Source organism: Pseudoramibacter alactolyticus ATCC 23263 (assembly GCF_000185505.1).
GTDB lineage: Bacteria > Bacillota > Clostridia > Eubacteriales > Eubacteriaceae > Pseudoramibacter > Pseudoramibacter alactolyticus.
Genome location: NZ_GL622359.1, coordinates 424,626 through 448,696, shown reverse-complemented (window position 1 = coordinate 448,696; position 24,071 = coordinate 424,626). Strand labels below are relative to the sequence as shown.

Sequence of the window (24,071 nt, the reverse complement as noted above, 5' to 3'; positions counted from 1 at the left end):
TTCTTTTTAAACTTTCCATTTAAGAATGCCTTTTAGGCTCCGTATAATCTGAAATATGAATGGACAACAATTTGGAGACTCCCGATTTAGCCATCGATACCCCGTAAATCGTATCACACACCTTGAGGGTATTCTTTCGGTGCGTGATTAAAATAAATTGGGTTTTATCCGCGACGGTCTCCAAATAGCGCGTGAAACGATCGATATTGTGATCGTCCAACGCGGCGTCAATTTCGTCAATCACGCAAAACGGCGACGGATTCAAGGTTAAAAAAGCGAAGAGCAGGGCGATGGCCGTCATGGATTTTTCCCCGCCGGACAACAGCGAGAGCTGTTTCAAATGTTTTCCCGGCGGTCTCGCCATAAGCTCGATGCCACTTTCCAAAATATGGTCGGGATCTTCATAGCGCAGGGAAGCCTGACCGCCTTCAAACAGAATTTTAAAAATCTCTCCAAAGGACTTCTGCAATTTCTCGAACCCTTCGGCAAATTGTGTGGTCATCGCTTCGGATAACGCCTGGATAATGGTCTCTACTTCCTGCTTGCTGCTTTCCAAATCTCTGTATTGTCCGCGGACAAATTGATAGCGCGTGTTCAATGCTGAAAAACTTTCGATTGCGCCGACATTCACATTGCCGAGGGCCTCTATCTGCTGACTCAGCTCTTGCTGGCGTTTCTCACTCACATCCGCTTCCGACAAATCATGATCTGCCAGCCAGTCTGAAACCATTAACGGATTAAAATCGTAGCGAGTTCTAATCTTCTCCTCAAGCCCTTCCTTTACTGCCAAAATTCGGTTTTGAGCAATCTCCAGTTTATTTTTCGCTTCATTTTGAACAACCAAATCGTGGTTGAAGCTTCTGATTTGCCCGTCCATCGTTTCAATCTCCAGGGTTATGACCTTTTGATTTTCATTTTGGGTTTGCCGCTTCGCTGTAATACGCTGATGCTTTTCTTCAATCTCAGCGATCTGTGCCTGGGCCTGCGTCAAATCTTTTTGGGCTGCCGCCAGAGCCGCCGATCCTTTTTCTCGTTCGATCTGCATACGTTTTTGCTCACTGGCCAGGCTTTCAATCTGCGTTTTCCGTTCGGTTAACAAGCGATTGCTCTGTCGGCAGATTTCTTCTGATCGTGCTTTTTGGATCTCCAACGTTGATAATGCTTCGCGCAGTTTGAAACGCTGTCGTTCCAAATCTGCTTTTCTTGCGGTTAAGACTTCCTCGCCATTTTCCCGGTCAGCCAGAGAAGCCATCCTTTGTTCGAGCGTTTTTTGAGTTTGCTTCCGGTTTTCGTTTTGTACCTGCAGATCGCGATCCGTATTTTCTGCCGTTTCAAGGTTATCCTGCAAATTTTTTAAATGCTGTTTCAAGGCTTTTTGGCACTGTTCCTGCTGCCAGTTTTCCTGCTCCCAATGCGTTTGATCCTCTTTTAACGCCGCCCGTTTCCCTTTCAGGTCATCAATTTTAATCTTTTGTTCGGCCAATCGCCGCTTGAGAACCGCACCTTCGGTTTTCAGCGTTTTAAGTTCCGCTTGTAATCTTACAAGCTCCGCTTTATGGGCAATCGGAGAATTTTTCTGTTTTTTCGACGTCCCGCCGACAATGGCTCCCCCCGGATAAAAAACTTCTCCGGAAAGGGTCACGATCGTCAATTGTCGAAAACGTTTCCGAATCGGTTTGGCCACGTCGAAATGGCGGACGACCACCACCCGCCCCAAAAGGCTGTCGATCGCCGGCCGCACAGCTGTGTCACAAGATACCAATTCAGAGGCAACCCCGTATACGCCGCTTTGTTTCAGAAGTTCTGCCCGTCCGCGGCTGTCCAAAGAGCGAAAATGCAGATTGTCCAACGGCAAAAACGTTTCGCGTCCCGCGCGATACTTTTTAAGCAATTCAATGCAGGCATTCGCTGTTTCTACTTTTGCCACCACGATGTTCTGACTCCGACCGCCCAAAACCGTATCGATGGCCTGGGTTAAAGTTTCCGGCACGTCCATCAGTTCTCCAACCGGTCCGTAAACCGCTTTGCGAACGACATCCGGCAGAACATCCTGCTTCATAATGAGCCGAATCCCAGGATAATAATTTTGGTACCGATCCTGTGCGTTTTTTAAATACGTCCACTTGGAATTGGCAACCTGCAAATTATTTTTCTGCAGCCGATATCGATTAAGCAAATCTTCATACGTCTGATTTTCCGCTTCCCATTGTTTTTGAAGCGTTTGATTTTCTGCATTCAGTTGCTCCGTCCGCACTTGTCGGGCTTCAAGCGTCACCTGCATCGCCTCGATTTGCTGCTTGCGATCTTGAATATCGGCGCGGATGGTTTGTAAATTTTGCTGAGCAATCGTCATCCGCGTTTCGAGAGATGCTTGCTCCGCCATTAATTGTGATTGCTGCTTTGCCAAAGCGGAACGACGATCGCTCAACGCTTGTTCTGCCTGCATCCGGCGGTCCATTTTCTCCTGAATGGTCTGCAAAGAAAGCGCCAATGCCCGATCTTTCGCCTGATAGCGGCCCATTTTTTTGGTAAGGTCCTTTAGTTTTTGCTGCTCCGCGGCAACCGCCTCCTGAGCAATGGCAAGCGCATTTTGGGCTGACTGCCATTGTTCATCCTGAAGCTTTTCCCGCTCGCGAAGTTTATCCATGTCATTCTGGCCGTGTCGGATCTTCTCTGCCAACACAACCTTGCTTTCTTTAACGGTGGTCAAGGCCTGACGTGTCGACTCTGCCTGAGCCTCTAAATCCTCCTGCGCCACTAATTGGTTCCGATTTTGAACGCGCAGGCGCTGATAACGGGCATCCGCATCGTGGAGTGCGATTTCCGTTTGTTTGATCTGTGCATTCGCGTCTGCAATGTGTGCATCACTTTGTGCCAATCGATCGCTTAGATCCCGCCAACGCTCATCAAAACGAAATAAATCCACAGCTTTAAGCTCTTCCCGCAGCTTCAAATATCGTTTGGCTTTTGCCGATTGTTTTTCTAAAGGTTTGCGCTGGCGATTGAGTTCCTCAAGGATATCCAACACCCGATCCATGTTTTCCTGAGCTGTCGTCAATTCTCGCTCAGCCTCTTGTTTGCGCATTTTATAATTGACAATGCCCACGGCCTCCTCCACGATTTCACGGAGCGCCTGAGGCGAACTGTTAACAATATTTTCGATGCTGCCCTGGCCGACAATCGAATACCCATTGCGGCCAAGACCCGTATCGGCGAAAATCGCTTGGATATCCTTCAGACGAACCTGTCTGCCATTAATTTTATAAACGGACTCCCCGGAACGAAAGATCCTTCTCGTCACGCTGACCTCATCCGGTTGGTCTGCCAGATAGCCCGAACCGTTATCCAAAGTTAAAACGACCTCTGCATAATTCATCGGCTTGTGATAATCGCTTCCGGAAAAAATCACATCCTCCATGCGTTTTCCGCGAAGAGATTTGCTCCGCTGCTCTCCCAGAACCCAGCGTATCGCATCGATAATATTGCTTTTGCCGCTGCCGTTCGGCCCGACAATCGCAGCGATCATTTGATCAAAAGATAATTCAACCGTGTCCGCAAAGGATTTAAATCCTGTGATTCGCAGTGATTTTAAATGCATGCGTTACTCCGATGGGCTTTTTTCATGCCTCAGACGCGCGTGCAGGCTTTTCTTGGCCGCCTGCTGCTCCGCTTCTTTTTTTGTCTTTCCCCGGCCGTTGCTGCTCATCTGCCCATTGATCATCAAAGTGACAAAAAAAGTTTTATCGTGTTCCGGACCATCCGCCTTATCAAGAACGTATTCAATAACATGATCGCTTTGCTTTTGAATCAGTTCTTGCAGCGCTGTTTTATAGTCGTTGGTCAAACGGCCGGCAATCGCCATCTCTATATTGTCGGACAAAAGTTCGATAGCTTTCTTTTGCGACGTCGAATAATCTGAATCCAAAAAAATCGCTCCCAGCATGGCCTCAAACGCATTTTCCAGAATCGACTGCCGACTTCTCCCCCCGGATATCACTTCACCCTTTCCCAGGTGAAGGTAATTTCCCAAGTGCAATCGCCGCGCTGCCTGCGACAACGATTCGGAGCAAACGATACTGGCCCGCAATTTAGTCATTTTGCCTTCATCAAAATCAAAGTGCTTAAACAAATAATCTGAGATCGATAACTCTAAAACAGCATCCCCTAAATATTCCAGGCGCTCGTTATTCTTCTCACTATTGCCATGCGAACTATGGGTCAATGCTTCATGCAAATATGCCTGATTTTTAAAAATATATCCTATGCTTTGCTGTAGTTTCAATGCTTCCATACGCGATTCTCCATTGTTAAAATTTCACCATATCAAGAAAAGCTCCCTGGTCCAGGGAGCTCATCATCATTTAGATAAAGATTATTTGTCGAGGACCTTCAGAATGTCGCCGACGGTCTTCACATTTTCCAGTTCGTCATCCGGAACTTTAACGCCGAATTCATCTTCGAAAGCCATGACCAGCTCAACGATATCCAAAGAATCAGCTTCCAGATCTTCTACCAAGTTACTTTCTTCCGTAATTTCGTCTTCGGAAACACCCAATTGTTCAGCAATAATGCTCTTAACGGATTCAAATTTGTCACTCATTTTCATTTTCTCCTGTATTTTTTTTAACATGATTCTCTTCAGACAAAGCCGCTGTGATTTTTTCAAGCACTTGGCCATCGGCATAAAGCGTCGCCTGACGAATGGCATTTTTCATCGCATAAGCATCGGACGAGCCATGAGCTTTAATCAAACCACCGCGGATCCCCAAGAAGGGAGCGCCGCCAACCTCGTCTGCTGAGAATTGCTTTTTAAACGATCGTAAATTACCGCGAATAAGGGCTCCGCCAATTTTCCCCTTAGTAGATTGGGTGATGGCATCTTTCAGTCCGCGCAACAGATAACTGGATACGCCTTCTAAAAATTTCAGGATAATATTCCCTGTAAAACCATCCGTCACCAGGACATCCGATTCTGTTGTCAGAATATCTCTCGCTTCAACATTTCCGATAAAGTTTAAATTGCTCTGGCTAAGCAATGCGTATGCTTCCTTTGCCATTGTGCTGCCTTTTTCGGCCTCTGTGCCGATATTGATCAATCCAACTTTAGGATTCTCAATATGCATCACATTCTTACAATACACGGTCCCTAACAAGGCAAACTGCAAAAGATATTCCGCTTTACAGTCCGCGTTGGCACCAGAATCCAGCAACAACGTCACATGATCTCCTCTGGGTATCGGCGTTGCAAGTGCCGGCCGTTTAATGCCTTTAATACGTCCCAGTTTCAATAAGCCGCCCGCCAGTAATGCCCCGGTTGACCCTGCAGAGACCAACACTGCATCATCTTGCGCTTTCATCGCCTCAAGGGCAATCACTAAAGACGAATTATCCTTTCGGCGAACGGCGCGGACCGGTTCTTCATCAAAACCAATCACCTCATCCGCCTCCAAGATTTGAATGGCATCCTCCGGGTAGGACAACGATGTCAGCACGTTTTGAATAGCAGAACCTTTCCCGACCAAAGTCAGCGACAGGCCCCATTCATTCACGGCGTCGACAGATCCTTTGACAATTGCTTCCGGCGCATTATCACCGCCCATCGCGTCTACATAAATATGCATATGGCTCTCAGAATATCCCTTAAAACAAGAAAACAGAGTCTTGAACTCTGTCTTAATCTTCCGCTAATACTTCGGTATCTTTATAGGTTCCACAGCTTTTGCAAACACGATGCGGTAATTTGGTTTCGCCGCATTTCGGGCAAACACTCATACCTGGCACACTCAATTTGTAGTGTGTTCTCCTCTTGTCACGTCTTGCTTTGGATGATCTATGCTTCGGTACTGCCATCTTTTACACCTCCCAACAATCTGTTTGATTGCAACAGTTATTTGCTTTTCTGATCATCAAGAAGTGCCTTTAGTTTGGCCATCCTCGGATCAATCCCATCATCTTCCTCTGATTCATTTCCACAATTACAAGAGCCTTGATTCAGATCAGTCCCGCAACGCGGACACAATCCCTTGCAGTCGGGCTTGCAGAGAACACGATAAGGTTCATTGATGAAAAGACATTCTTCCACGCAAGGAATCAAATCGAATTCACCAATCTCCGGATCTAATGTAAAGGTATCTTGATAAGCTTCTCGGCAATGATAAATCGTTGGTTTCAAACATCTCGCACAAGGAAATACTAGATTACCGCTTACATTGAGTTCCACTTGAACTTTTTGACGACTTAACATGGTTACCGCCCCTGTAATATGAAGACCTTCTTCGCTGATCTTGCCGTTCAGCTCTTGATTCGCATCGACAATATCTGCCGGTCCGACTTCAAAATCCAAGGAAAATGGTTTGCCGCCAAAAAGCTCTGTCAATCGTATTTTCATAATAAACTCCAAATGGGCAAGTCAAATTATAAATGAGATCTGCCCATTTTGTCAAGAAAAAACCTTGATCATTTTAATAAATGTTCCTGAGTGCGTAAACCCTCAATTCACGACTTTATTTGCCTTGAACCAATTCCACGGTGTCTCGGGCAATCATCAATTCTTCATTGGTCGGGATCACCATAACGTTTGTAGCGGAATCTGCTGTGGAGATGACCATTTCTTCGCCGCGCTTGCTGTTCTTTTCCGCATTGAGCTTAATCCCCAAATACGTCAGTCCGCTGCAGATCGCCGAGCGAGTGGATGCTGAATTTTCACCCAAACCGGCCGTAAAGATAATGCCGTCAACCCCGTCCATTGCCGCCACATAAGCGCCAATGGTTGTGCGAACGCGATAATGGAAAACATCCAGGGCCAGCTGCGCTCTCTTATTGCCCGTATCCGCGGCCTGTTCGACGTCACGGAAATCGGAAGAAATGCCGGAAATCCCCAAAATACCGGATTCTTTGTTCATGATGTGATCCAGTTCTTCTGTCGTATAGCCATGCTGACGCAGGAAAATCATGATTTCAGGGTCAATGTCGCCGCAACGCGTTCCCATGGCCAGCCCTGCCAATGGGGTCAGGCCCATGGAAGTGTCAATGGATTTGCCGTAGCGAATAGCAGCGATAGAGGCCCCATTCCCCAGATGACAGGAGATCAATTTTAACTGATTGAGGTCCTGATTCAAAAGCTCTGCCGCTCTAAGCGAGACATAACGATGAGAAGTCCCGTGGAAACCGTATTTACGAATGCGATATTTTTCATAAAGCTCATAAGGCAACGGATAAATATAAGCTTCCTTCGGCATAGTCTGGTGAAAAGCGGTATCAAAAACACCAACCATCGGCACATTGGGCAGCACTTCCTGGCAGGCGCGGATCCCGATCAGGTTGGCCGGATTGTGCAGCGGCGCCAAAACAGAGCATTCTTCCATTTTTTCAATCACCTCGTCGTTAATCACAACAGAAGAAGCGAAGGATTCTGCTCCGTGAACTGTTCTGTGGCCCACCGCATCGATTTCGTTGAGACTCTTAATGACACCGTATTGTTCGTTCACCAGGGCTCTCATAATGATGTCGAGCGCTTCTTTGTGGGTTTCCATCGGACGTTCAAATTTCACTTTGTCTTTGCCAACCGGTTCATGGGTCACAACGGAACCTTCAATGCCGATTCTTTCTGCCAAACCTTTGGCAAGCAGCCTTTCTGTGTCCATGTCCAACAGCTGATATTTCAGCGACGAACTGCCGGCGTTAATAACGAGTACTTTCATTCCTGATGTTTCTCCTTTTCTATTTCTCCAAGCATCTTGCTCGGAATGACGATACTTCATTTATATTGTATCACAATACGTGATATCTTATCACTTCTAATTATTTAGTTCGTTTATTTTTTTGCGCGAAAAAGTGATTTTTTTAGTCAAATACACCGGCCCTCAGATTTTAATGATAAAATGATCAAAATCTTTATTGATGGACAGCCTGCGTATTGTCACAAATGGAGGAAAAAACAGTTGATAAAAACATTGGGAATCGTCGCCGAATACAATCCGTTTCACAACGGACATCGCTACCATCTGCATGCCGCACAAAAACGCACCCAAGCAGACGCGGTCATGGTTTTAATGAGCGGCGCCTTTGTGCAGCGCGGAACGCCGGCTTGTGCAGACAAATGGCAGCGCGCCGAATGGGCCGTGGCCGGCGGCGCAGATCTTGTCTGTGAATTGCCGGCCATTTTTGCTTGCGCACGGGCGGAAAGTTTTGCCGCCGGCGCTGTCGCTATCCTTAACGCATGCCGTTTGGATACCCTTGCTTTTGGCGTAGAAACCGACGACCTTCCCCTTCTGCAATCACTCGCCCATTATCTCGCCGAAGAGCCGTCGGCCTTTCGGCGCGAGCTTGCCGACCGCCTCGCCGCCGGCATCGGATTTGCTGCGGCCAGAAGCCAGGCCATCCAAAAAATTTTAGGCGAGGATGCCGCCGATTTGCTCCGTTATCCCAATAATATTCTCGCCATCGAATACCTCAAGGCGATTCGGCAACAGACCGCCTGCCTCTGCCCCATTCCTGTTCCCCGGCTGGGTTCGGCGCATCATAATCAAAATACGGATGGCAGTCTGCTTTCTGGCTCGGCCATCCGCAATGCGCTGTGTCGTAGCGATGACAAAACCATTGCCGCCGGTATTCCATACGATATTGAGCACCTAACCGAAGGCCATTACCCTCAAATATGTACCCGATATCAACGTCTTGTCGTTTCAAAGCTTATCACCGCCGATCTGGAACAATTGCGCAACCTGCCGGAAGTGCGTGAAGGGCTGGAATTTTCCCTTCAAAACGCGTTGACCGCTGCTCCAAAATACGAGGCGATTATTGACCGGGTCTCTTCAAAGCGCATCCCTAAAAGCCGCGTACGCCGCATTCTGGCCTATCTTGCCTTAAATATTTCCAGGCAGACGCTTATGTCCCTGCAAACAGTATTCGTCCCTTATCTTCGCGTTTTAGCCTTTAATCGTCGCGGGCAACAACTTCTGGCGCAGTTGCGCAATCAATGCAGCCTGCCGATTTTAACCAATCTCCGCAGCAATCAAACACGGTTATCCCCGACACAGCGTGCCATTTTAGATCTTGACGTCCGTGCCCAGGATCTATGGAATATGCTCGCCGACCGACCGATTTATCATAAAGATTATCTTCAGAATCCTAAGCGATACTAAAGCCAGTTTGAACAGGCTCACTTTAACAAAAACTCCTGATTTATTTCCCGCGATTCACAACCGCAAACTATCGAACGAAAGAGGATCCCCATATGACTATCTCATTTGAAACTAAGCAGCAAAATTTAGCCGATCTGGCGGTGGCGCTGGGCGTCAACCTTCAGGAAGGACAAACCCTGATCATCAACGCTCCCATCGACTGCGCCGATTTCGCCCATAAGGTTGCCGCTGCGGCTTTTGACCGCGGTGCGGCAGATGTCGCTATTCGCTACAATGATGAACGCCTCTCCCGCATGCGCTATGATCATGCTGATCTCGAAGCCTTAACCACCATCCCCGCCTGGCAGAAAGCACGGATGGACAGCTATGTCGACGACCAAGTCGCGGTGATTTCCATCTACGCCGACGATCCCGACGTGATGGCCGGTGTCGATGTCGATCGCGTCAAAGCCGCTTCCAATGCAGCGCAGGCCGCCGCCAAAAAATACCACGAGGCTGTGATAAACGACCGAATTCGCTGGTGCGTAATCTCAGTTCCAACGGTAGGATGGGCACGGAAAGTCTTCCCGGATATTCCGAAAAGTGCCGCCGTCGAACAACTCTGGAACGCCATCTTCGAAACCACTCGCACCAATCTGACCGACCCTGCCGCTGCCTGGCATCGACATAATGCCAGTTTTGAAGAAAAGGTCCGTTTTCTCAACAACAAACAGTTTGACGCCTTTGTTTACAAAAACGCCTTGGGAACAAACATCACCGTGGGCATGCCCAAAAATCATATCTGGGCCGGCGGCTCGGAAATTGCGGAAGACGGCATTGCCTTCTTTCCCAACATCCCTACAGAAGAAATTTTCTCTGCTCCGGACAAAACCCGCGTCAACGGCACCTTGGCCGCTTCTCATCCTCTGGTTTACAACGGCCAGCTGATCGATCATTTTGCCCTCACCTTTAAAGACGGCAAAGTCGTCGGCTACCATGCCGAACAGGGGTTTGACGCCCTGAAAAGTTTGGTCGAAGCCAATCCCGGCAGCAATATGCTCGGTGAAATTTCTTTCGTGCCCTACGACTCTCCAATTCAAAATTTGGGTATTCTATTTTACAACACGCTTTTTGACGAAAACGCCAGCTGCCATTTTGCCCTCGGCGCAGCTTATCCCACCTGCATTGAGGGCGGCCAGAACATGAGCGAAACGGAACTGGCTGCAGCCGGACTAAACATCTCCACCACTCATGTCGATTTCATGGTGGGCAGCAAAGACCTATCCATCGTTGGACTCGATGCCGAAGGCAACGAAACGCCGATTTTTGTGGATGGCAATTGGGCCAATCCTCTCTAAACTTTTTTCACCTGTGCCTGCACAGGCGGACGTCTTCGGACGTCTTTTTTATGCGCTGATACCATTCAAAATCTGTCACTTTGCTTAAATCAAGCACTTTTTTCGCTTTCATAATTGAACCAAAGCACTCACTCGTCTAAAATCAATATCATTAATTTCAATTTAATTCCCCGCATCTCAGCGCTCAAAAATGTCACCATCCCCATGGTTCATGCGGAGATGGACAAGAAAGTCCGCCGCGAGCGTGCTGAATTGCTCCTCGAAATGGTAGGGATGAAAGACCGCATGCAGCATCAGCCCAATGAATTATCCGGCGGATAAGCCATCGCCCGGGTGATGGCCAACGACCCGGATCTCATCCTCGCCGACGAGCCCACCAGCACTCCGGACAGCAAAACCGGCGAGCGCGTCATGCATTTATTTCAAAATCTAAATCAGGATCAGCGCAAAACCATTGTGCTCAGCACCCACAATGCCAAATTGTCCATTGAAACCAACCGGGTCCTCACCATGTCCGATGGCCGCTTAATACGGGCGAATATTTCCTTGATAGGCATCAACGAAAATTATTTTGATATTCAATCCGTTCACTTCAAACAGGAGCGTACACTCTCCAAACAAGATAATGACAGCCATGCCAATACCGGTGGGATCATTGGCATTCTTCTTTGGATTTGCTTTTGCGATTGGCGTCTTTTGGGATTTTATCCGGCGAACAGGGGCGCGAAACTTAACCCCATCGATGTGCTTCGATATGAATAATTTCCTTTTAAAATTATCACCACTGTCTAAGCCGGTGGTTTGCTCTGCAACTATAAACCGCTGTTTCCTACCTACCTTATAAAAAGGCTATGAATGACCCGTCTTCCACACTGTGCCCCAGGCTAACACAAAAGCGTTATCTTATTTTGCTTTGTTTTACCGGCGCATCCATCCATAAACGGGCCGGTATACTCTTCTAATATCATTTGATCATATTCTAAATCTTCCCTTTAATTGATTTCGTATATACTCTTGAATTTTCTTCCTATTCTTTCCCATTGTATCGATATAATATCCCCTTGCTCCAGAAATGCCTATTCACATATTTATATTTCGGATTGGCATGCCGCTCGAATATTATTAGCGAACTTTTCCCTTTTTAAGTATCTCATTATTTCTGACACGCTGTATTTGGATGGCATTCTCACAAACATGTGTATATAATTCAGAAACTTCTATCCCTTTTTCTTGCACCGTTCGCTTAAAACACGGTCTATATCTGTTCTAATTTTTTCATAAATCATTTTTCTTTGACACTCTAGTGCAAACACTATATGGTACTTACATTCCCATCTCGTATGTGATAAACTATTTTTATCCATCTAAGATGCCTCCTTTGTATTAGTCTATGCGGTTGACGGAGCTGCACTTCATTATACCTTGGAGGTTTTATTTTTCCTTGAAGCTAAAGTTATTGGGAAACTCACCTGGATAGCAGGCAGGTGGTTGATTTTTTACCTATACAAAAAAAGCAGACCAAAGTCTGCCTATTGCTATATGGTCGGAGTGAGAGGATTTGAACCTCCGGCCTCTGCGTCCCGAACGCAGCGCTCTACCAAACTGAGCCACACCCCGTAATCAAAATATTAAATTGAATGGTCGGAGTGAGAGGATTTGAACCTCCGGCCTCTGCGTCCCGAACGCAGCGCTCTACCAAACTGAGCCACACCCCGACACTCTTACGATTTGCAAATCAACGGTGTTTATTATAAAATAAGGCAGATTTAAAATCAAGTCTTTTTTGAGAGGTTTTTTATGAAAATGATTCATTTTTCTTCAAAAAATTTTGAAGATATTTGTGAAATAACCGAGGAAGTTCATCATTATATTGAGGCTGAACGAATTAAAAATGGAGAAATCCTACTGCAAACGCCGGAAAACACAGTTGGCTTGACCTTCGCCGACCCAAAAAATCCCTCCATCGCAAAGGATTATTTGAAAGCCCTGGATCATGTTGTTCCCCGCTTCAATGGCATGCAATACACTGGTCCGGCAACACCCGGCATTAAGGCGGCGCTGGTCGGTCAATCTCTGCGCATCTCTGTGCACGAAGGCAGCTTGATTCTTGGTCTTCATCAAGGTATTTTTGCCGCTGATTTTGGCGGGCCGAAAAAAGACCGCATGATCTTTATTTCTCATATGGGAACAACGTTTGCTGGCGGTGAAACCGCTCAGGGTTCCGAGCTGCTCAGACAATTTAATCAAAAAATGATTGCTGAAGAAAGGGCCGCTGCTGAAGAAGAAAAACGAATCATCGAAGAAATGCGTCGTGAATACCGTGAATCTCACACAGAATATTTTAAAGAAAACGGTGAATCCATTTTGAAAAACCATATGAAACCCAAAAATCAAAAAAAATAAATCATCTGAATAGCCTGTCGTCAATATTAACTTATTTTAATGCTTTTATTATAAAATAAGGATATCAGCCTTTAGTGATCTTTAACTGTTTAAAATAAGGAGCTATTATGTCAAATCATAAAAAAAATAAACACAAGAAAAAAAACAATCATTATGATTCCGCCCGGCGTGAAACCCATCAAACTGTTAAACCTTGGCATCGGATTGGTGCGATGGTGTTAGTCATCGCGCTAATTGTTGGTATTATCGCCATGTATGGTCTTTCCTATACTGGCTGATTCTCTAATATTTCTGATTTTTAGATTCTTATCCGAGGCAATTCATGAAACCATTAAACATGACAGAGAGAGGAACTCTCTCCCACGATGCCAGCATTTTATTGGCGGCAACAACCGAAGACAAACGAAATCAGGCTTTACAGGCTATCGCTTCTGCGCTTAGGTCACAGCAAGACTTTATTATTGAAGCTAATCAAAAAGATTTAGAAATGGCAAAGGCCAACAAACTTGATACGCCACTTCTAAAAAGACTGCGCTTTGATACGAACAAAATCGAAGATGTGATCGCCGGCATTGAAAGCCTCATTCATTTGCCTGATCCTATCGGTCTCACACAAATGGCAACAGAATTAGACAAAGGGCTTGAACTGTACCGCGTCACTTGTCCCATCGGCGTCATCGGCGTGATTTTTGAATCACGCCCCGATGCTTTTGTTCAAATTGCAACGCTCTGTCTCAAATCCGGCAATGCCGTTTTATTAAAAGGTGGGCACGAATCCCGTTGCACCAACCGCACTCTCTTTAAAGTTATCCAAGGAGCCACACAACGAATTGACTTGCCGAAAAATTGGATTCAAAATCTGGAAACCCGGGAAGATGTGAATGATATGCTGGCCCAAAATGAAACGATCGATTTGATTGTCCCCCGGGGCTCCAATGCCTTTGTCAAATATATCATGGATCACACGACAATTCCTGTCATGGGACACGCCGACGGATTATGCCATGTTTATATCGATCAAGATGCCGATCTGAAAAAAGCTGTCGCTCTTTCTGTCGATTCCAAGGCTCAATATGTTTCTGTCTGTAATGCTGCCGAAACTTTACTGGTGCACCGGGCGATAGCCGCTGATTTTCTGCCGGCTTTAAAATCGGCAATGGAACGAGCCCATGTGACTTTGCGCGGCGATGCTAAAGTTCAAAATTACATCTCTGTGTATCCGGCAACCGAAGCTGACTGGGAAACAGAATACTTGGATTATACACTCTCTGTGAAAATCGTCGATTCTCTTAATGAAGCCATTCGCCATATCAATCGTTATGGCAGCGGCCATACGGACGCTATCGTGACAGAAAATGGCGATGCCGCCAAGCGCTTTACGACATTGGTTGATTCTGCCGGTGTTTATGTTAATGCCTCCACGCGCTTTGCCGACGGGTACCGTTACGGCTTTGGCGCAGAAGTCGGTATCTCAACCGGCAAATTACACGCCAGAGGGCCAGTGGGTTTGGAAGGCTTAGTCAGCTATAAGTATAAATTAATCGGTCATGGCCAGATCGTTGCCGATTATGCCAATGGACAAGCGCAATTTACACATCGGTCACTTCAAAAGAAATGTCCACTGTAAAAGGCATTCATCTGTTTAATTCGATTTGATATAATAATTAAAAATCATTGATGAATGTACTGCGACCAATTAAATTATCTCGTCTGTCAAGGAGATCCCATGGGCCCCAAAAACCTCAATACTAAAATTATTATGGACAGCTGCACAGAATTGGATTTGTCAGCGCTTGATTCATCCATTGCTTACGAACGTATTCCCTTTAAAATCATTATTGATGATCAAGAAATCATCGACCGCAATCTCAATCAGGCGGAATTGATTGATAAAATGCAGCTGAGCAGAAATAAAATCGGAACGGCCTGTCCTTCTCCTCAAGATTTTTTTGATGCGTTTGATCCCAATACCATGAATTACATTGTGACCATTTCAAAACACCTCAGCGGCTGTTATAATGCGGCAAGCATAGCCCAACAGATGGCCGCAGACGCGGGATTTGGCGATCGTGTTTATGTTTTTGACTCTCTCTCCGCGGTAACCGGCGAGGATCTCACCGTGCTTAAAATCATCGAATTAGTCCAGCGCAATCTTTCGGCTGTCGATTTAATTCCCATTGTCCGAGATTACATTGCCCATATGTCTATCTTCTTTGTGCTTAACTCGCTCGACAATTTGGTGAGAAATGGCCGAATCAGGCATTCCGTTGCGCTTGTGGGAAAAGTTTTAAAGATCATCCCCATTATGATGGGCGTTTCCGGCGAGATTGAGCTCAAAGAAAAATGCCGCGGACATAAAAAAACAATGATTCGGCTGGCTCAAATTATCACTGAAGAGGTCGTTAATGCACCCATGCGCATCCTCGCCATTTCACACGTTAACGCACCGGAAAAAGCATTAAAACTCAAGGAAGAAATTATCAAGGCCGGCGCTAAATTTAAAGAGATTATTATTTTAGAAGCCGGCGGTCTCAGCACGGTTTACGCCGATAACGGTGGCATTGTTATTTCTTTTTAAAATTTGCCAATAAAAAAGAGAATGAGAAAACGCATTCTCTTTTTTATTGCTCTTAAAATTACAATTCAAGTTCTGAATATTGAGACACAAACTGATTTATTACGGCTTTTATCTTAGCGCACCCGCCCATTTCTTCGGACTCAATATTGATTGGCATCTTAGGTTCATGAAGCGAAAGGCGCATGAGACACCAGCCATTGCCTGCTTTTGCCCCACAGTTAACGCGAACCCCTTCTTCATTGGGCAGCTCAAGCGACCACCCCGGTTGTTCCGCCGCAAATTTTTCAAATGCCTTGAGGATGGCCTCCCCTCTTTTCCTGAAATTGTCAGCGTTAATGCGATAGCGCAATTCTTCGGATTCTGACGGTTGTTTCAAATCCTCCAGAAAACGCGAAAGGGGTTTTCCTTCCTTTTTCAGCCGAGTCAATTCAATCAATGCCATTGTGGCCAGATAAGCACCGTCATCCAGAAAATAATTCTCTTTAATGGCCCCGTGACCGCTGGTTTCCATCGCCAGATGGCATTCTTCACCTGCTTTATTCAAGCGAATCGCCTCGTTAATAACATTGCGGTAGCCCCGTTTAAAACGGCGGTGTTTACCTCCGTGCGCATTGATATAATCTGCAAGGCCGGTGGATGTCACTGAATCTGTCACAATGGTTGTTCCCGGATATTTGTCCAAAAGTATTTTTGCAATAAACGCAATAAATGCGTCGCGATTGATCGGATCACCATTTTCATCAATGATGGCCGATCGATCAACATCGGTGTCAAAGATAATCCCCATATCTGCATGACTTTTTTTAACCATTTGGATTGCCGAGGCCATCGCGTCCGAATCTTCCGGATTCGGAATGTGGTTGGGGAAGTGACCGTCAGGATTTAAAAACTGTGATCCCTTGGTATTCGCTCCCAGGGGCTCCAATACATCCTTGACAAAAAAACCTCCGGCACCGTTTCCCGCATCCACGACAATATGAAGCCCGGCCAACGGTTTAATCTTACCGGTTTCACTGCGCACAGTTCCAACAATATTGGCGGCATAGACCGACATGAAATTTGAATCGGTTCGTTGTCCTCCGTTGAAGGATGTTTCAGTCTCTTCTGCTTCCTTAAGCACAGCCGCCAGTTCGCCCTTTTCGATACCGCCTCTTCGCGTGAAGAATTTAATTCCGTTGCGATTGGCCGGCATATGACTGGCCGTAATCATCACCGCACCGTCACATTGCAAATACGGATCCACCGTGGTCATAAACATGGCCGGTGTTGTGGCCAATCCGCAGTCATACACATGCGAGCCTGTGCAGACACCCGCAACGCAGGCTGCCTGAGCCAGCAATTCACCGGAGACACGGCTATCCCGGCCAACGGCAATTTTAAGTTTATCTTTTCCCAATTGACGCTTTAACCCTTCGATAAAAGCGTAAACAATTTTCATGGTTTTATTATCGTCTAAATTGATATCTTCACCGGGAACTCCTGTTGCGGCAATTCCCCGGACGTCTGTTCCGTTTTGGAGCTCAACAATCCCTCTTAAAATCATTTCTTAACTCCTTTTAATCCACTATCGGTTTGCCGTCAGCATCCAGACGATTATCAGCCAGCGTTGCACACATCACTGCTTTAATGGCGTGCATCCGATTTTCCGCTTCATCGAATACCTTGGAATAAGGGGCTCGGAAAACCGCATCACTCACTTCCATTTCGCCCAGACCGTATTCTCTGAACACCGAAGCTGAAACAGTCGTGTTTAGATCGTGAAAAGCGGGCAAACAATGCAAAAAAATCACATCCGGATTTTCGGTCGCCGCAACCATCGCTTTGTTGACCTGATAATCTTTCAGCAGGGCGATGCGTTCGGCCATTTGATTTTCTTCACCCATGGAGACCCAAACATCGGTATAAAGCACATCGGCACCTTTCACGCCGGCAGCCATATCTTCTGTTAATGTGATGGATCCTCCGGTCTGCGCCGCAACGCCGCGCATTGCTTCCACCAGATTTTTATCCGGAAACAAAGATTTCGGCGCCAGTGCTACAAAGTGCATGCCCAATTTCACACAGCCGATCATCAACGAATTGCCCATATTATTTCGGGCATCGCCCACAAACACCAATTTGCGGCCTGCTAAATTTCCAAAATTTTCACGAATCGTCAACATGTCCGCAAGAATTTGTGTCGGATGATAAAAATCCGTCAAGCCGTTCCAAACCGGCACCCCGGAATATTTTGCCAGATCCTCCACCGTTTTCTGTTTAAATCCGCGGAACTCAATGCCGTCGTAAAAACGGCCCAGCACCCTGGCTGTATCCTCGATGGATTCTTTCCTTCCCATTTGCGAGTTGGTCAAAAAAGTAACATTGGCACCTTCGTCATAGGCTGCGACTTCAAAGGAGCATCGCGTGCGCGTCGACGTTTTTTCAAAAAGCAAAACGATATTTTTGCCTGACAACAAATTTCCTCGCCGTCCGGCTTTTTTTTTCGCTTTAAGTGCCTGGGCATAATCAATCATGTATGTGATTTCTTCTGGAGAAAAATCACGAAGCGTTAAAAAACTTTTACCTTTTAATTGCATTGTGTTTCCCTTTCCATTCAAATGGCCGTTTTAATATTTTACCCGAAATACATACGAAGTTCAATGCTTTTACTTGCTAAATTGCAGCGTGGCAACGCGATTCATTTCCCCTGAATGCATGATTATTCCATCCACCAATCTGACAATGCAGCTTTGCAATAAAAAACCGTTTATGCATACATACCTCACGCAACCCGGAACGTATATATCATAAACGGCTTTTTTATTATGTTTTTATTATTCTTCGATCAAAGTGACCTTGGTCATTTGCTGATCCTCAAGTGGTTTGTCCATCGTGTCACGTGGTGCCTTAACAATCGCGTCAACCACATCCATGCCTTCGGTCACTTGCCCGAAGGCAGCGTAATCGCCATCCAGATGCGGGGCCTTTTCGACCATAATAAAAAACTGAGAACCGGCAGAATCAGGCATCATGCTTCTGGCCATGGAAAGAACGCCGCGATCGTGCTTCAGATCGTTCTCCACCCCATTGGAAGCAAATTCTCCCTTGATGCTATAGCCTGGGCCGCCCATACCACTGCCTTCCGGATCTCCGCCTTGAATCATAAAGCCCGGGATAACGCGATGAAAAATCAACCCATCGTAAAAACCCTCTTTTATGAGTTTGACAAAATTTTCGACCGTAATCGGCGCCACTTCCGGATAAAGTTCCGCTTTTACAATACCGCCATTGGCCATTTCAATTTGAATTTTAGGATTTGTTATTGTCATCCGTCTAATCTTCTCCTGATTTTTAAATTCTGATCATTAGAAATCTTATTGGTAAATCGTTACTTCCAGTCTTTGGGGATTAAAGCCATTCGGAAATTTGGCCTTCAAACGTCTGCGAATTAATTCTTCCAATTCATCGTCAAAAAGATCCACAATCTCTTCTGTGGATTGGTCCACCAAATGCACATGAAAATCTGTTTCTGCATCATAGTGCATCACATCGTTTGATCCATGAACCCGAGAAATTAACCCTTTTTTCTCAAAACTGTCGAGCGTATTATAAACGGTCCCCATCGACAAATTAAATCCCTCATGATTGGCCATCTGCATTAATGCCTCTGCCGTCGGATGACTTTTCGTGTCCCGTAATAATTTTAATAACTCGATCCGCTGCGGTGTTGCACGCAACCCACAGCGCCGGATGGTATCTATGATGCGTTGCTCCCTGGAATCTCTTTGTTTCATGTCTATTTTAGGCATGCACTATCCTACTTCCTTTTTGAATGATTTCAGATTATAACTATTATTTCTTAAATGCATCTCTAATTTAAAACTATAATTCAACAATTGTCGCTCCGGTTCCGCCTTCGCTGGGATTGCCGAAGCGAAAAGTTCGAACCATATTCGATTTTTTCAGATAATCCTGCACAACCCGTTGCAAAACACCTGTTCCCTTGCCGTGAACAATGGTGAGTTGGGATGCATTGGCAACAACCGCATCCGACAAAAATTTTTCAACCATGTACACCGCTTCTTCGGCCGTTCGTCCGCGAAGATCTAAACGCGTGTTCATCGCATGCCGGTCAAAACTTTTAGTTTTCTTTGGCGTCGCTTTTTTGTCCAATGCCTTTCCATAATGTGTTAAAACCGAAAGTTCTTTCTCCCCAACCTTTATCTTCATGGGACCCACCTGCACCAAAACCTGATGTGTACCGGGCTTAACCTCAAGAACTTCGCCCTCCTTATGGAAATTTTCAAGGTACACCGTCATTCCTGGCTTTAACGTTTGAACATCAAGCCGTTGTTTTTGCGGCTTCTGTTTTTTTCTTTTTTCTGCACCTGCGCGCTGATGGGCATTATGCATCTGTTTGCGGAGGGATTCCAATCTTTTATTATCAATTTGCTGATTGGTATGCTCTTGAATTTCACGGATTTCCCGATAAATGGCTTCTGTTTTCTGCTGCGTCTGCGTCACAAGGGCATCGGCTTTAGCTCTGGCTTCATTGAGAATCGTTTCCTGTGTTGCTTTGAGCGCCGCCATTTGTTCTTCAATCTGCGCCGTTTTTTCCTGCGCCTCCAATTCCTTGCGTTCAGCTTCCTCCAATCGCCGTTCCATCTCCCGACGCTTTGACTCAAGCACATCCAAGGTGTCTTCAAACCGACTGGCTTCTTTGCTGACATAAGCCCGCGCGCGCGCAATGATTTCCGGTTTTAATCCCAGTTTTTGGGCAATTTCAAAAGCGTTTGATTTTCCGGGAATACCAATCAGCAAACGATAGGTAGGTTGGAGAGTCTCTACGTCAAACTCAACCGAAGCATTGACAATCCCTGAAGTTGTCAAGGCGTATTCTTTCAGCTCGCTATAATGGGTTGTCGCAACCGTCGTCACGCCTCGGGCGTGCAGCACCTCCAACAGGGAAATGGCTAACGCCGCGCCTTCCGTCGGGTCGGTTCCCGCTCCCAATTCATCAAAAAGCACGAGATCGTCTTTTTGAGCTTTATCAATAAAATTCACCGTGTTTTTCATATGCGCCGAAAATGTGGAGAGCGATTGTTCAATGCTTTGCTCATCGCCAATATCGGCAAATACTTCGCGAAAGCATCGCGTATAACTCCCTTCCCGCGCCGGCACAAACAATCCGGATTGAATCATGACACTGAGCAATCCAATCGTCTTCAGCGTGACCGTTTTCCCACCGGTGTTCGGACCGGTAATCACAATGGTGTGAATATCCTTGGACACCGCAATATCAGAGGCAACGGCCTGTCTTGGATCCAACAGCGGATGCCTGGCCCGCAGCAACTGCAAAACGTTTTCCCGATCATCTTTAAAAGCGACGCGCACACCGCCCGTATTCAAACCATATGCCGCCTTGGCAAAAACAAAATCCAGATGCACGAGCACATCGTAATCTGCGATTAAGACCATTTTATATGCCGCGATCTTTTCGGTCAGCGCTTTGAGGATACGCGCTATTTCTTTTTCCTCCTCAACCGATAAAATTTTCAATTCATTGTTGAGCTGAACCACAGCGGCAGGTTCAATAAAAAGGGTGGCTCCCGTTGCCGATTTATCCAGCACAATGCCGGGAATCTGGTTGCGGTATTCTTGTTTAACCGGCACCGCATAACGATTATTCCTGACCGTAATAATGCGTTCCTGAAGCACTTTTTCATTGGCCGATGACGAAATGATCCTGTTGAGTTTATCGGTAATCTGAGCGTTTTTAGCCGTTATCTCCTTGCGGATCTGATTAAGCGCCCGGGATGCACGGTCCGACATTTCCTTTGGCCCGATAATTTTCTTGGAGATTTCCGCTTCCAGATCGGCACAGGGATCCAGTGCATCAAAATCGTTGTGCAGCCGGTTTAACGCTTCTTGTTCCGGATCTTCATCAAAATATGCCTGCATGTCCCGCACCACGCGCAGGCTGCTTGCAATTTCGAGCAATTGACGCATCGAAAGCGTTGACCCGATTTCAGCCCGATGGACATACTCCGGAATGTTGCACAACGCGGCCATGGGCGCACGGCCGTTTCTTAAAATCATTCCCGTGGCTTCGTCTGTCCAGTCCAGCCAGATATCGGCCTCTTCCAATCTGGATGACGGCCGCAGCCGGCGCGCGGCAGCTTTTCCGCCATCTGTCACGCAAAGTGCCGCCACCCTTTCTAAAATTTGGGGATATTCGAGAACCCTTAGACTTCTGTCATTCATTGATACTCCTCTTTATTGAACGCCTCGCTTGAAATTGCCCGCTGTAAAATGCTGCCCCTCATCCAATTGGTTCAGATTCGCCATTTGACCGCTGCGGTAAATTGTCATCACCTGCGAAATTTCTGCCGCCGTTTCATTCAGCACGTGGATGCGATAGCGATCAATCCCTTTTAATGGTTCGAGCATTTTAGGCGTTAAAAAAAGCTTGTCCGCGTTATAGATCACCGTTTTCCCCGCTTTGTCCAGCACCAGCGGAAATACCTTTCCCATGCGATCTTTTAAAAAATATAAGCCGTGATGCGGACACCGGGAACACTGTTTCTTATCGCAATCAACCACACAATTATCCGAAAACATGACCGCCTGAAAACCATATACCGAAAGCACCAAAGGCAACGCCGATCTTTTTAACAGCGACTGAATCGCCGGTGCTTCCAATTCATGAGAGATTGCGGCCGAAGCGCACCCCCATTCGCCAAGGGCCTTGGTCGTCACGGTGTTAAACACATGCAAAGATGCATCGGCTTCGATCGGCCGCTTTATCTGCCGAAGAAGATAAAGTGTTTCATAATTGCGAGCCAGATAACCATCCGCCGCCATTGCTTCAATCTCATCCAAATGGGCAGCCAGTGAGCGGCAGCTTTGCGTGTTCATGATATGCGGAAAAGCGATTCTGACCGCGGCGTTTTCTTTTTTTAACTGTTGAACCAGTCCATGCAACCGCGGTATGGATTTGACGCCATCCAATGGCAAAACCCATTCATCCGGCTGACATTCGCGCAGTGCCTCTATTTGATCAAGCCCTCTGACTTCAAGGGATATCGGGGGGTGCCCATCCCGAATTTTTCTTGGGGTTGACCATAATACCGACAAATCAATCTTGCGTTTTCCAGGAGCATCCAATTGTTCAATCACTCCGCGGCGAACCCGATTAAGGTCTTTCTTCGATAAAAAAAGAGCATCCGTCATTTTTATATGCAAATCCGCCAAAAGATAATCCGTCCCGCCCAATTTTTGCAATTGGCCTTGAATCATTTTTTGATCCAGCGGATGCTTCTGGGCCCGTGACGGCACGATTGCAATGCGGCCTTCAATTTGTCGTTCATCCGCACGTGCCTTATAGTGAATCGGTCGGTCTTTCTTCAGATCCAAATCAATCGACAAGGCTAGCGGATTAAAATCGACGGGCCTTTCTGCCGCTGACGCAATCGCCGCAAGCATTCGGCTGTTCTTATTGCGATAGACCGGCTCATGTGCTCGCGCTGCCGAATGGCCGAAAACCCTGACGCGGTTTCCCTGCCCGCGAATGTTTTGAACGTTTTCGACCCGCATGCCACGATCGGCAGCTTTCCCGAAGGCCAATCCGTCTCCTGCTGCCAGCGTCACACCCTTTTTTAGTGTCACGACCATTTCACGCCTGCCCACCTTTTCAACTTCACCGATCAACTCGCCTCTTTTTTTCTGAACGTGCGCATTGATATGATGATGCAGATCAAAAAGCCAGCCGGCGGTAAAATCTCGGCTGAAAATCGCATCCAAATTGATCGGCGCTTGTTTCGCATCCTCAGGGATCTGCGCATAGGCTTTGGTTGTCGCATAAATATACGCTTGGTTTTTTAACCGGCCTTCAATTTTGAATGCACTGACGCCGGCATCTGCGATTTCTTCCAGATGCGTTTGGGTGTTCAAATCCTTCATCGACAGCAAATAGCCCTCCCGCACTGGTTTCCCCTGCGTATCCATCAGATGATAGTATTGCCGGCAAGGCTGGGCACATAGGCCACGGTTGCCGCTGCGCCCGCCGATCAGGCTGCTCATCAGGCACTGTCCTGATCTGGCAAAACATAAAGCCCCGTGAGCAAAGACCTTGAGCTCTATCCGGCTGTGCTTTTTGATATCATACACTTCGGCAATGGGCATTTCCCTCGGCAGAACCACCCGCGTGAATCCCATCGTTTCAAAAAATAATACGCCAAAAAGACCGCCGACCGACGCTTGTGTGCTGGTTTGTAATTTTATTTGCGGATAATATCGCCGCAAAACCCAAATAAGGCCCGGGTCCTGAACAATTAATCCATCGAGTCCGGACGTTTCCAAAAAACAAAGATAGTCGAGCAGTTCATCCCACTCGCTATCTTTTACTAAAATATTTAATGTCAAATAGGCCTTGATGTCATGCTGATGGCACAAACGCACACAATGACGAATGGCTTTTTCATCCAGGTTATCAGCCCGCTGTCTGGCGTTAAAAAATTTTCCGCCAAAATAGACAGCGTCGGCGCCGGCATTAATCGCAGCGATAATGCCGGCTTCGTTGCCCGCCGGTGCCAAAATTTCCGGCCTATTGTTTTTTTGTTTCAATCGTTT

General features: G+C 46.6%; 20 protein-coding genes, 2 tRNA genes and 1 pseudogene. 7 read left to right on the top strand and 16 right to left on the bottom strand.

Going from position 1 to position 24,071, the window contains the following annotated elements; genetic code table 11:
* Nucleotides 1–19: 19 nt before the first annotated feature.
* The 7 genes from smc to HMPREF0721_RS02095 all read right to left on the bottom strand — a co-directional run bounded on the left by smc (nt 20) and on the right by HMPREF0721_RS02095 (nt 7,700).
* Nucleotides 20–3,598 (bottom strand): chromosome segregation protein SMC, encoded by a 3,579-nt coding sequence (smc, locus tag HMPREF0721_RS02120; protein WP_006597886.1) that lies wholly within the window; start codon nt 3,596–3,598, stop codon nt 20–22.
* A gap of 3 nt (nt 3,599–3,601) precedes the next feature.
* Nucleotides 3,602–4,291 carry a ribonuclease III gene (gene rnc / locus HMPREF0721_RS02115; protein WP_006597885.1) on the bottom strand — a complete coding sequence of 230 codons (690 nt, stop codon included), beginning with the start codon at nt 4,289–4,291 and terminating at the stop codon, nt 3,602–3,604.
* An 81-nt stretch (nt 4,292–4,372) separates the two neighbouring features.
* On the bottom strand, nt 4,373–4,606 hold the full coding sequence (locus tag HMPREF0721_RS02110) for an acyl carrier protein (RefSeq protein WP_006597884.1): 234 nt from the start codon (nt 4,604–4,606) through the stop codon (nt 4,373–4,375).
* Nucleotides 4,593–5,621, bottom strand: coding sequence for a phosphate acyltransferase PlsX (gene plsX, locus HMPREF0721_RS02105; protein WP_006597883.1), 1,029 nt, complete (start codon nt 5,619–5,621; stop codon nt 4,593–4,595). The genes HMPREF0721_RS02110 and plsX overlap by 14 nt, the downstream gene beginning before the upstream one ends.
* Before the next feature lie 52 nt (nt 5,622–5,673).
* On the bottom strand, nt 5,674–5,850 hold the full coding sequence (gene rpmF, locus HMPREF0721_RS11420) for a 50S ribosomal protein L32 (protein ID WP_083798122.1): 177 nt from the start codon (nt 5,848–5,850) through the stop codon (nt 5,674–5,676).
* A 37-nt stretch (nt 5,851–5,887) separates the two neighbouring features.
* Nucleotides 5,888–6,388, bottom strand: coding sequence for a YceD family protein (locus tag HMPREF0721_RS02100; protein ID WP_006597882.1), 501 nt, complete (start codon nt 6,386–6,388; stop codon nt 5,888–5,890).
* A gap of 115 nt (nt 6,389–6,503) precedes the next feature.
* The gene (locus tag HMPREF0721_RS02095) at nt 6,504–7,700 is read right to left on the bottom strand and encodes an acetate/propionate family kinase (RefSeq protein WP_006597881.1); all 1,197 of its coding nucleotides are present in this window, start codon (nt 7,698–7,700) and stop codon (nt 6,504–6,506) included.
* A gap of 240 nt (nt 7,701–7,940) precedes the next feature.
* Here HMPREF0721_RS02095 and HMPREF0721_RS02090 point away from each other — a divergent pair, with 240 nt between their 5' ends.
* From HMPREF0721_RS02090 to HMPREF0721_RS02075, 3 genes are all read left to right on the top strand, one after another.
* Nucleotides 7,941–9,143 carry a tRNA(Met) cytidine acetate ligase gene (locus HMPREF0721_RS02090; RefSeq protein ID WP_050786942.1) on the top strand — a complete coding sequence of 401 codons (1,203 nt, stop codon included), beginning with the start codon at nt 7,941–7,943 and terminating at the stop codon, nt 9,141–9,143.
* Between the two features lie 92 nt (nt 9,144–9,235).
* Nucleotides 9,236–10,480, top strand: coding sequence for an aminopeptidase (locus HMPREF0721_RS02085; RefSeq protein WP_006597879.1), 1,245 nt, complete (start codon nt 9,236–9,238; stop codon nt 10,478–10,480).
* Nucleotides 10,481–10,813: 333 nt separating this feature from the next.
* Nucleotides 10,814–11,242, top strand: coding sequence for a hypothetical protein (locus HMPREF0721_RS02075; protein ID WP_156788677.1), 429 nt, complete (start codon nt 10,814–10,816; stop codon nt 11,240–11,242).
* 122 nt (nt 11,243–11,364) lie between these two features.
* Here the strand turns inward: HMPREF0721_RS02075 and tnpA are convergent.
* The 3 genes and pseudogenes from tnpA to HMPREF0721_RS02065 form a co-directional block, all read right to left on the bottom strand.
* Nucleotides 11,365–11,844, bottom strand: a pseudogene (gene tnpA / locus HMPREF0721_RS11415) (IS200/IS605 family transposase).
* Between the two features lie 176 nt (nt 11,845–12,020).
* Nucleotides 12,021–12,097, bottom strand: a tRNA-Pro gene (locus HMPREF0721_RS02070).
* 21 nt (nt 12,098–12,118) lie between these two features.
* Nucleotides 12,119–12,195: transfer RNA gene (locus HMPREF0721_RS02065), tRNA-Pro, on the bottom strand.
* A gap of 82 nt (nt 12,196–12,277) precedes the next feature.
* Here HMPREF0721_RS02065 and HMPREF0721_RS02060 point away from each other — a divergent pair.
* From HMPREF0721_RS02060 to HMPREF0721_RS02050, 4 genes are all read left to right on the top strand, one after another.
* Entirely contained in the window at nt 12,278–12,883 is a 606-nt protein-coding gene (locus tag HMPREF0721_RS02060; protein WP_006597876.1) for a secondary thiamine-phosphate synthase enzyme YjbQ, read from the top strand.
* A 107-nt stretch (nt 12,884–12,990) separates the two neighbouring features.
* Nucleotides 12,991–13,161, top strand: coding sequence for a hypothetical protein (locus tag HMPREF0721_RS11710; protein ID WP_006597875.1), 171 nt, complete (start codon nt 12,991–12,993; stop codon nt 13,159–13,161).
* A gap of 44 nt (nt 13,162–13,205) precedes the next feature.
* Entirely contained in the window at nt 13,206–14,510 is a 1,305-nt protein-coding gene (locus tag HMPREF0721_RS02055; RefSeq protein ID WP_006597874.1) for a glutamate-5-semialdehyde dehydrogenase, read from the top strand.
* Between the two features lie 99 nt (nt 14,511–14,609).
* Nucleotides 14,610–15,461 (top strand): DegV family protein, encoded by an 852-nt coding sequence (locus tag HMPREF0721_RS02050; RefSeq protein ID WP_040639842.1) that lies wholly within the window; start codon nt 14,610–14,612, stop codon nt 15,459–15,461.
* Nucleotides 15,462–15,519: 58 nt separating this feature from the next.
* Here the strand turns inward: HMPREF0721_RS02050 and HMPREF0721_RS02045 are convergent, their stop codons facing one another.
* The 6 genes from HMPREF0721_RS02045 to HMPREF0721_RS02020 all read right to left on the bottom strand — a co-directional run bounded on the left by HMPREF0721_RS02045 (nt 15,520) and on the right by HMPREF0721_RS02020 (nt 24,065).
* Entirely contained in the window at nt 15,520–17,004 is a 1,485-nt protein-coding gene (locus tag HMPREF0721_RS02045) for a phosphohexomutase domain-containing protein (protein WP_006597872.1), read from the bottom strand.
* 13 nt (nt 17,005–17,017) lie between these two features.
* Nucleotides 17,018–18,037 (bottom strand): ornithine carbamoyltransferase, encoded by a 1,020-nt coding sequence (gene argF, locus HMPREF0721_RS02040; protein ID WP_006597871.1) that lies wholly within the window; start codon nt 18,035–18,037, stop codon nt 17,018–17,020.
* A gap of 237 nt (nt 18,038–18,274) precedes the next feature.
* Nucleotides 18,275–18,769 carry a peptidylprolyl isomerase gene (locus HMPREF0721_RS02035; protein ID WP_006597870.1) on the bottom strand — a complete coding sequence of 165 codons (495 nt, stop codon included), beginning with the start codon at nt 18,767–18,769 and terminating at the stop codon, nt 18,275–18,277.
* Nucleotides 18,770–18,814: 45 nt separating this feature from the next.
* A complete protein-coding gene (locus HMPREF0721_RS02030) occupies nt 18,815–19,249 on the bottom strand; it encodes a Fur family transcriptional regulator (RefSeq protein WP_006597869.1) in 435 nt (144 codons plus the stop codon).
* 73 nt (nt 19,250–19,322) lie between these two features.
* Nucleotides 19,323–21,704 (bottom strand): endonuclease MutS2, encoded by a 2,382-nt coding sequence (locus tag HMPREF0721_RS02025; protein WP_006597868.1) that lies wholly within the window; start codon nt 21,702–21,704, stop codon nt 19,323–19,325.
* Between the two features lie 12 nt (nt 21,705–21,716).
* A complete protein-coding gene (locus HMPREF0721_RS02020) occupies nt 21,717–24,065 on the bottom strand; it encodes a U32 family peptidase (RefSeq protein WP_050786939.1) in 2,349 nt (782 codons plus the stop codon).
* Nucleotides 24,066–24,071: the final 6 nt, after the last annotated feature.

What these genes read in the sequence shown, in the direction of transcription:
- HMPREF0721_RS11710 (WP_006597875.1), top strand. Translation starts at nt 12,991, where the DNA reads ATGTCAAATCATAAAAAAAATAAACACAAGAAAAAAAACAATCATTAT.
- HMPREF0721_RS02060 (WP_006597876.1), top strand. Translation starts at nt 12,278, where the DNA reads ATGAAAATGATTCATTTTTCTTCAAAAAATTTTGAAGATATTTGTGAA.
- HMPREF0721_RS02055 (WP_006597874.1), top strand. Translation starts at nt 13,206, where the DNA reads ATGAAACCATTAAACATGACAGAGAGAGGAACTCTCTCCCACGATGCC.
- argF (WP_006597871.1), bottom strand. Translation starts at nt 18,037, where the DNA reads ATGCAATTAAAAGGTAAAAGTTTTTTAACGCTTCGTGATTTTTCTCCA.
- HMPREF0721_RS02045 (WP_006597872.1), bottom strand. Translation starts at nt 17,004, where the DNA reads ATGATTTTAAGAGGGATTGTTGAGCTCCAAAACGGAACAGACGTCCGG.
- rpmF (WP_083798122.1), bottom strand. Translation starts at nt 5,850, where the DNA reads ATGGCAGTACCGAAGCATAGATCATCCAAAGCAAGACGTGACAAGAGG.
- HMPREF0721_RS02035 (WP_006597870.1), bottom strand. Translation starts at nt 18,769, where the DNA reads ATGACAATAACAAATCCTAAAATTCAAATTGAAATGGCCAATGGCGGT.
- plsX (WP_006597883.1), bottom strand. Translation starts at nt 5,621, where the DNA reads ATGCATATTTATGTAGACGCGATGGGCGGTGATAATGCGCCGGAAGCA.
- rnc (WP_006597885.1), bottom strand. Translation starts at nt 4,291, where the DNA reads ATGGAAGCATTGAAACTACAGCAAAGCATAGGATATATTTTTAAAAAT.
- HMPREF0721_RS02110 (WP_006597884.1), bottom strand. Translation starts at nt 4,606, where the DNA reads ATGAAAATGAGTGACAAATTTGAATCCGTTAAGAGCATTATTGCTGAA.
- HMPREF0721_RS02095 (WP_006597881.1), bottom strand. Translation starts at nt 7,700, where the DNA reads ATGAAAGTACTCGTTATTAACGCCGGCAGTTCGTCGCTGAAATATCAG.
- HMPREF0721_RS02050 (WP_040639842.1), top strand. Translation starts at nt 14,610, where the DNA reads ATGGGCCCCAAAAACCTCAATACTAAAATTATTATGGACAGCTGCACA.
- smc (WP_006597886.1), bottom strand. Translation starts at nt 3,598, where the DNA reads ATGCATTTAAAATCACTGCGAATCACAGGATTTAAATCCTTTGCGGAC.
- HMPREF0721_RS02030 (WP_006597869.1), bottom strand. Translation starts at nt 19,249, where the DNA reads ATGCCTAAAATAGACATGAAACAAAGAGATTCCAGGGAGCAACGCATC.
- HMPREF0721_RS02025 (WP_006597868.1), bottom strand. Translation starts at nt 21,704, where the DNA reads ATGAATGACAGAAGTCTAAGGGTTCTCGAATATCCCCAAATTTTAGAA.
- HMPREF0721_RS02100 (WP_006597882.1), bottom strand. Translation starts at nt 6,388, where the DNA reads ATGAAAATACGATTGACAGAGCTTTTTGGCGGCAAACCATTTTCCTTG.
- HMPREF0721_RS02085 (WP_006597879.1), top strand. Translation starts at nt 9,236, where the DNA reads ATGACTATCTCATTTGAAACTAAGCAGCAAAATTTAGCCGATCTGGCG.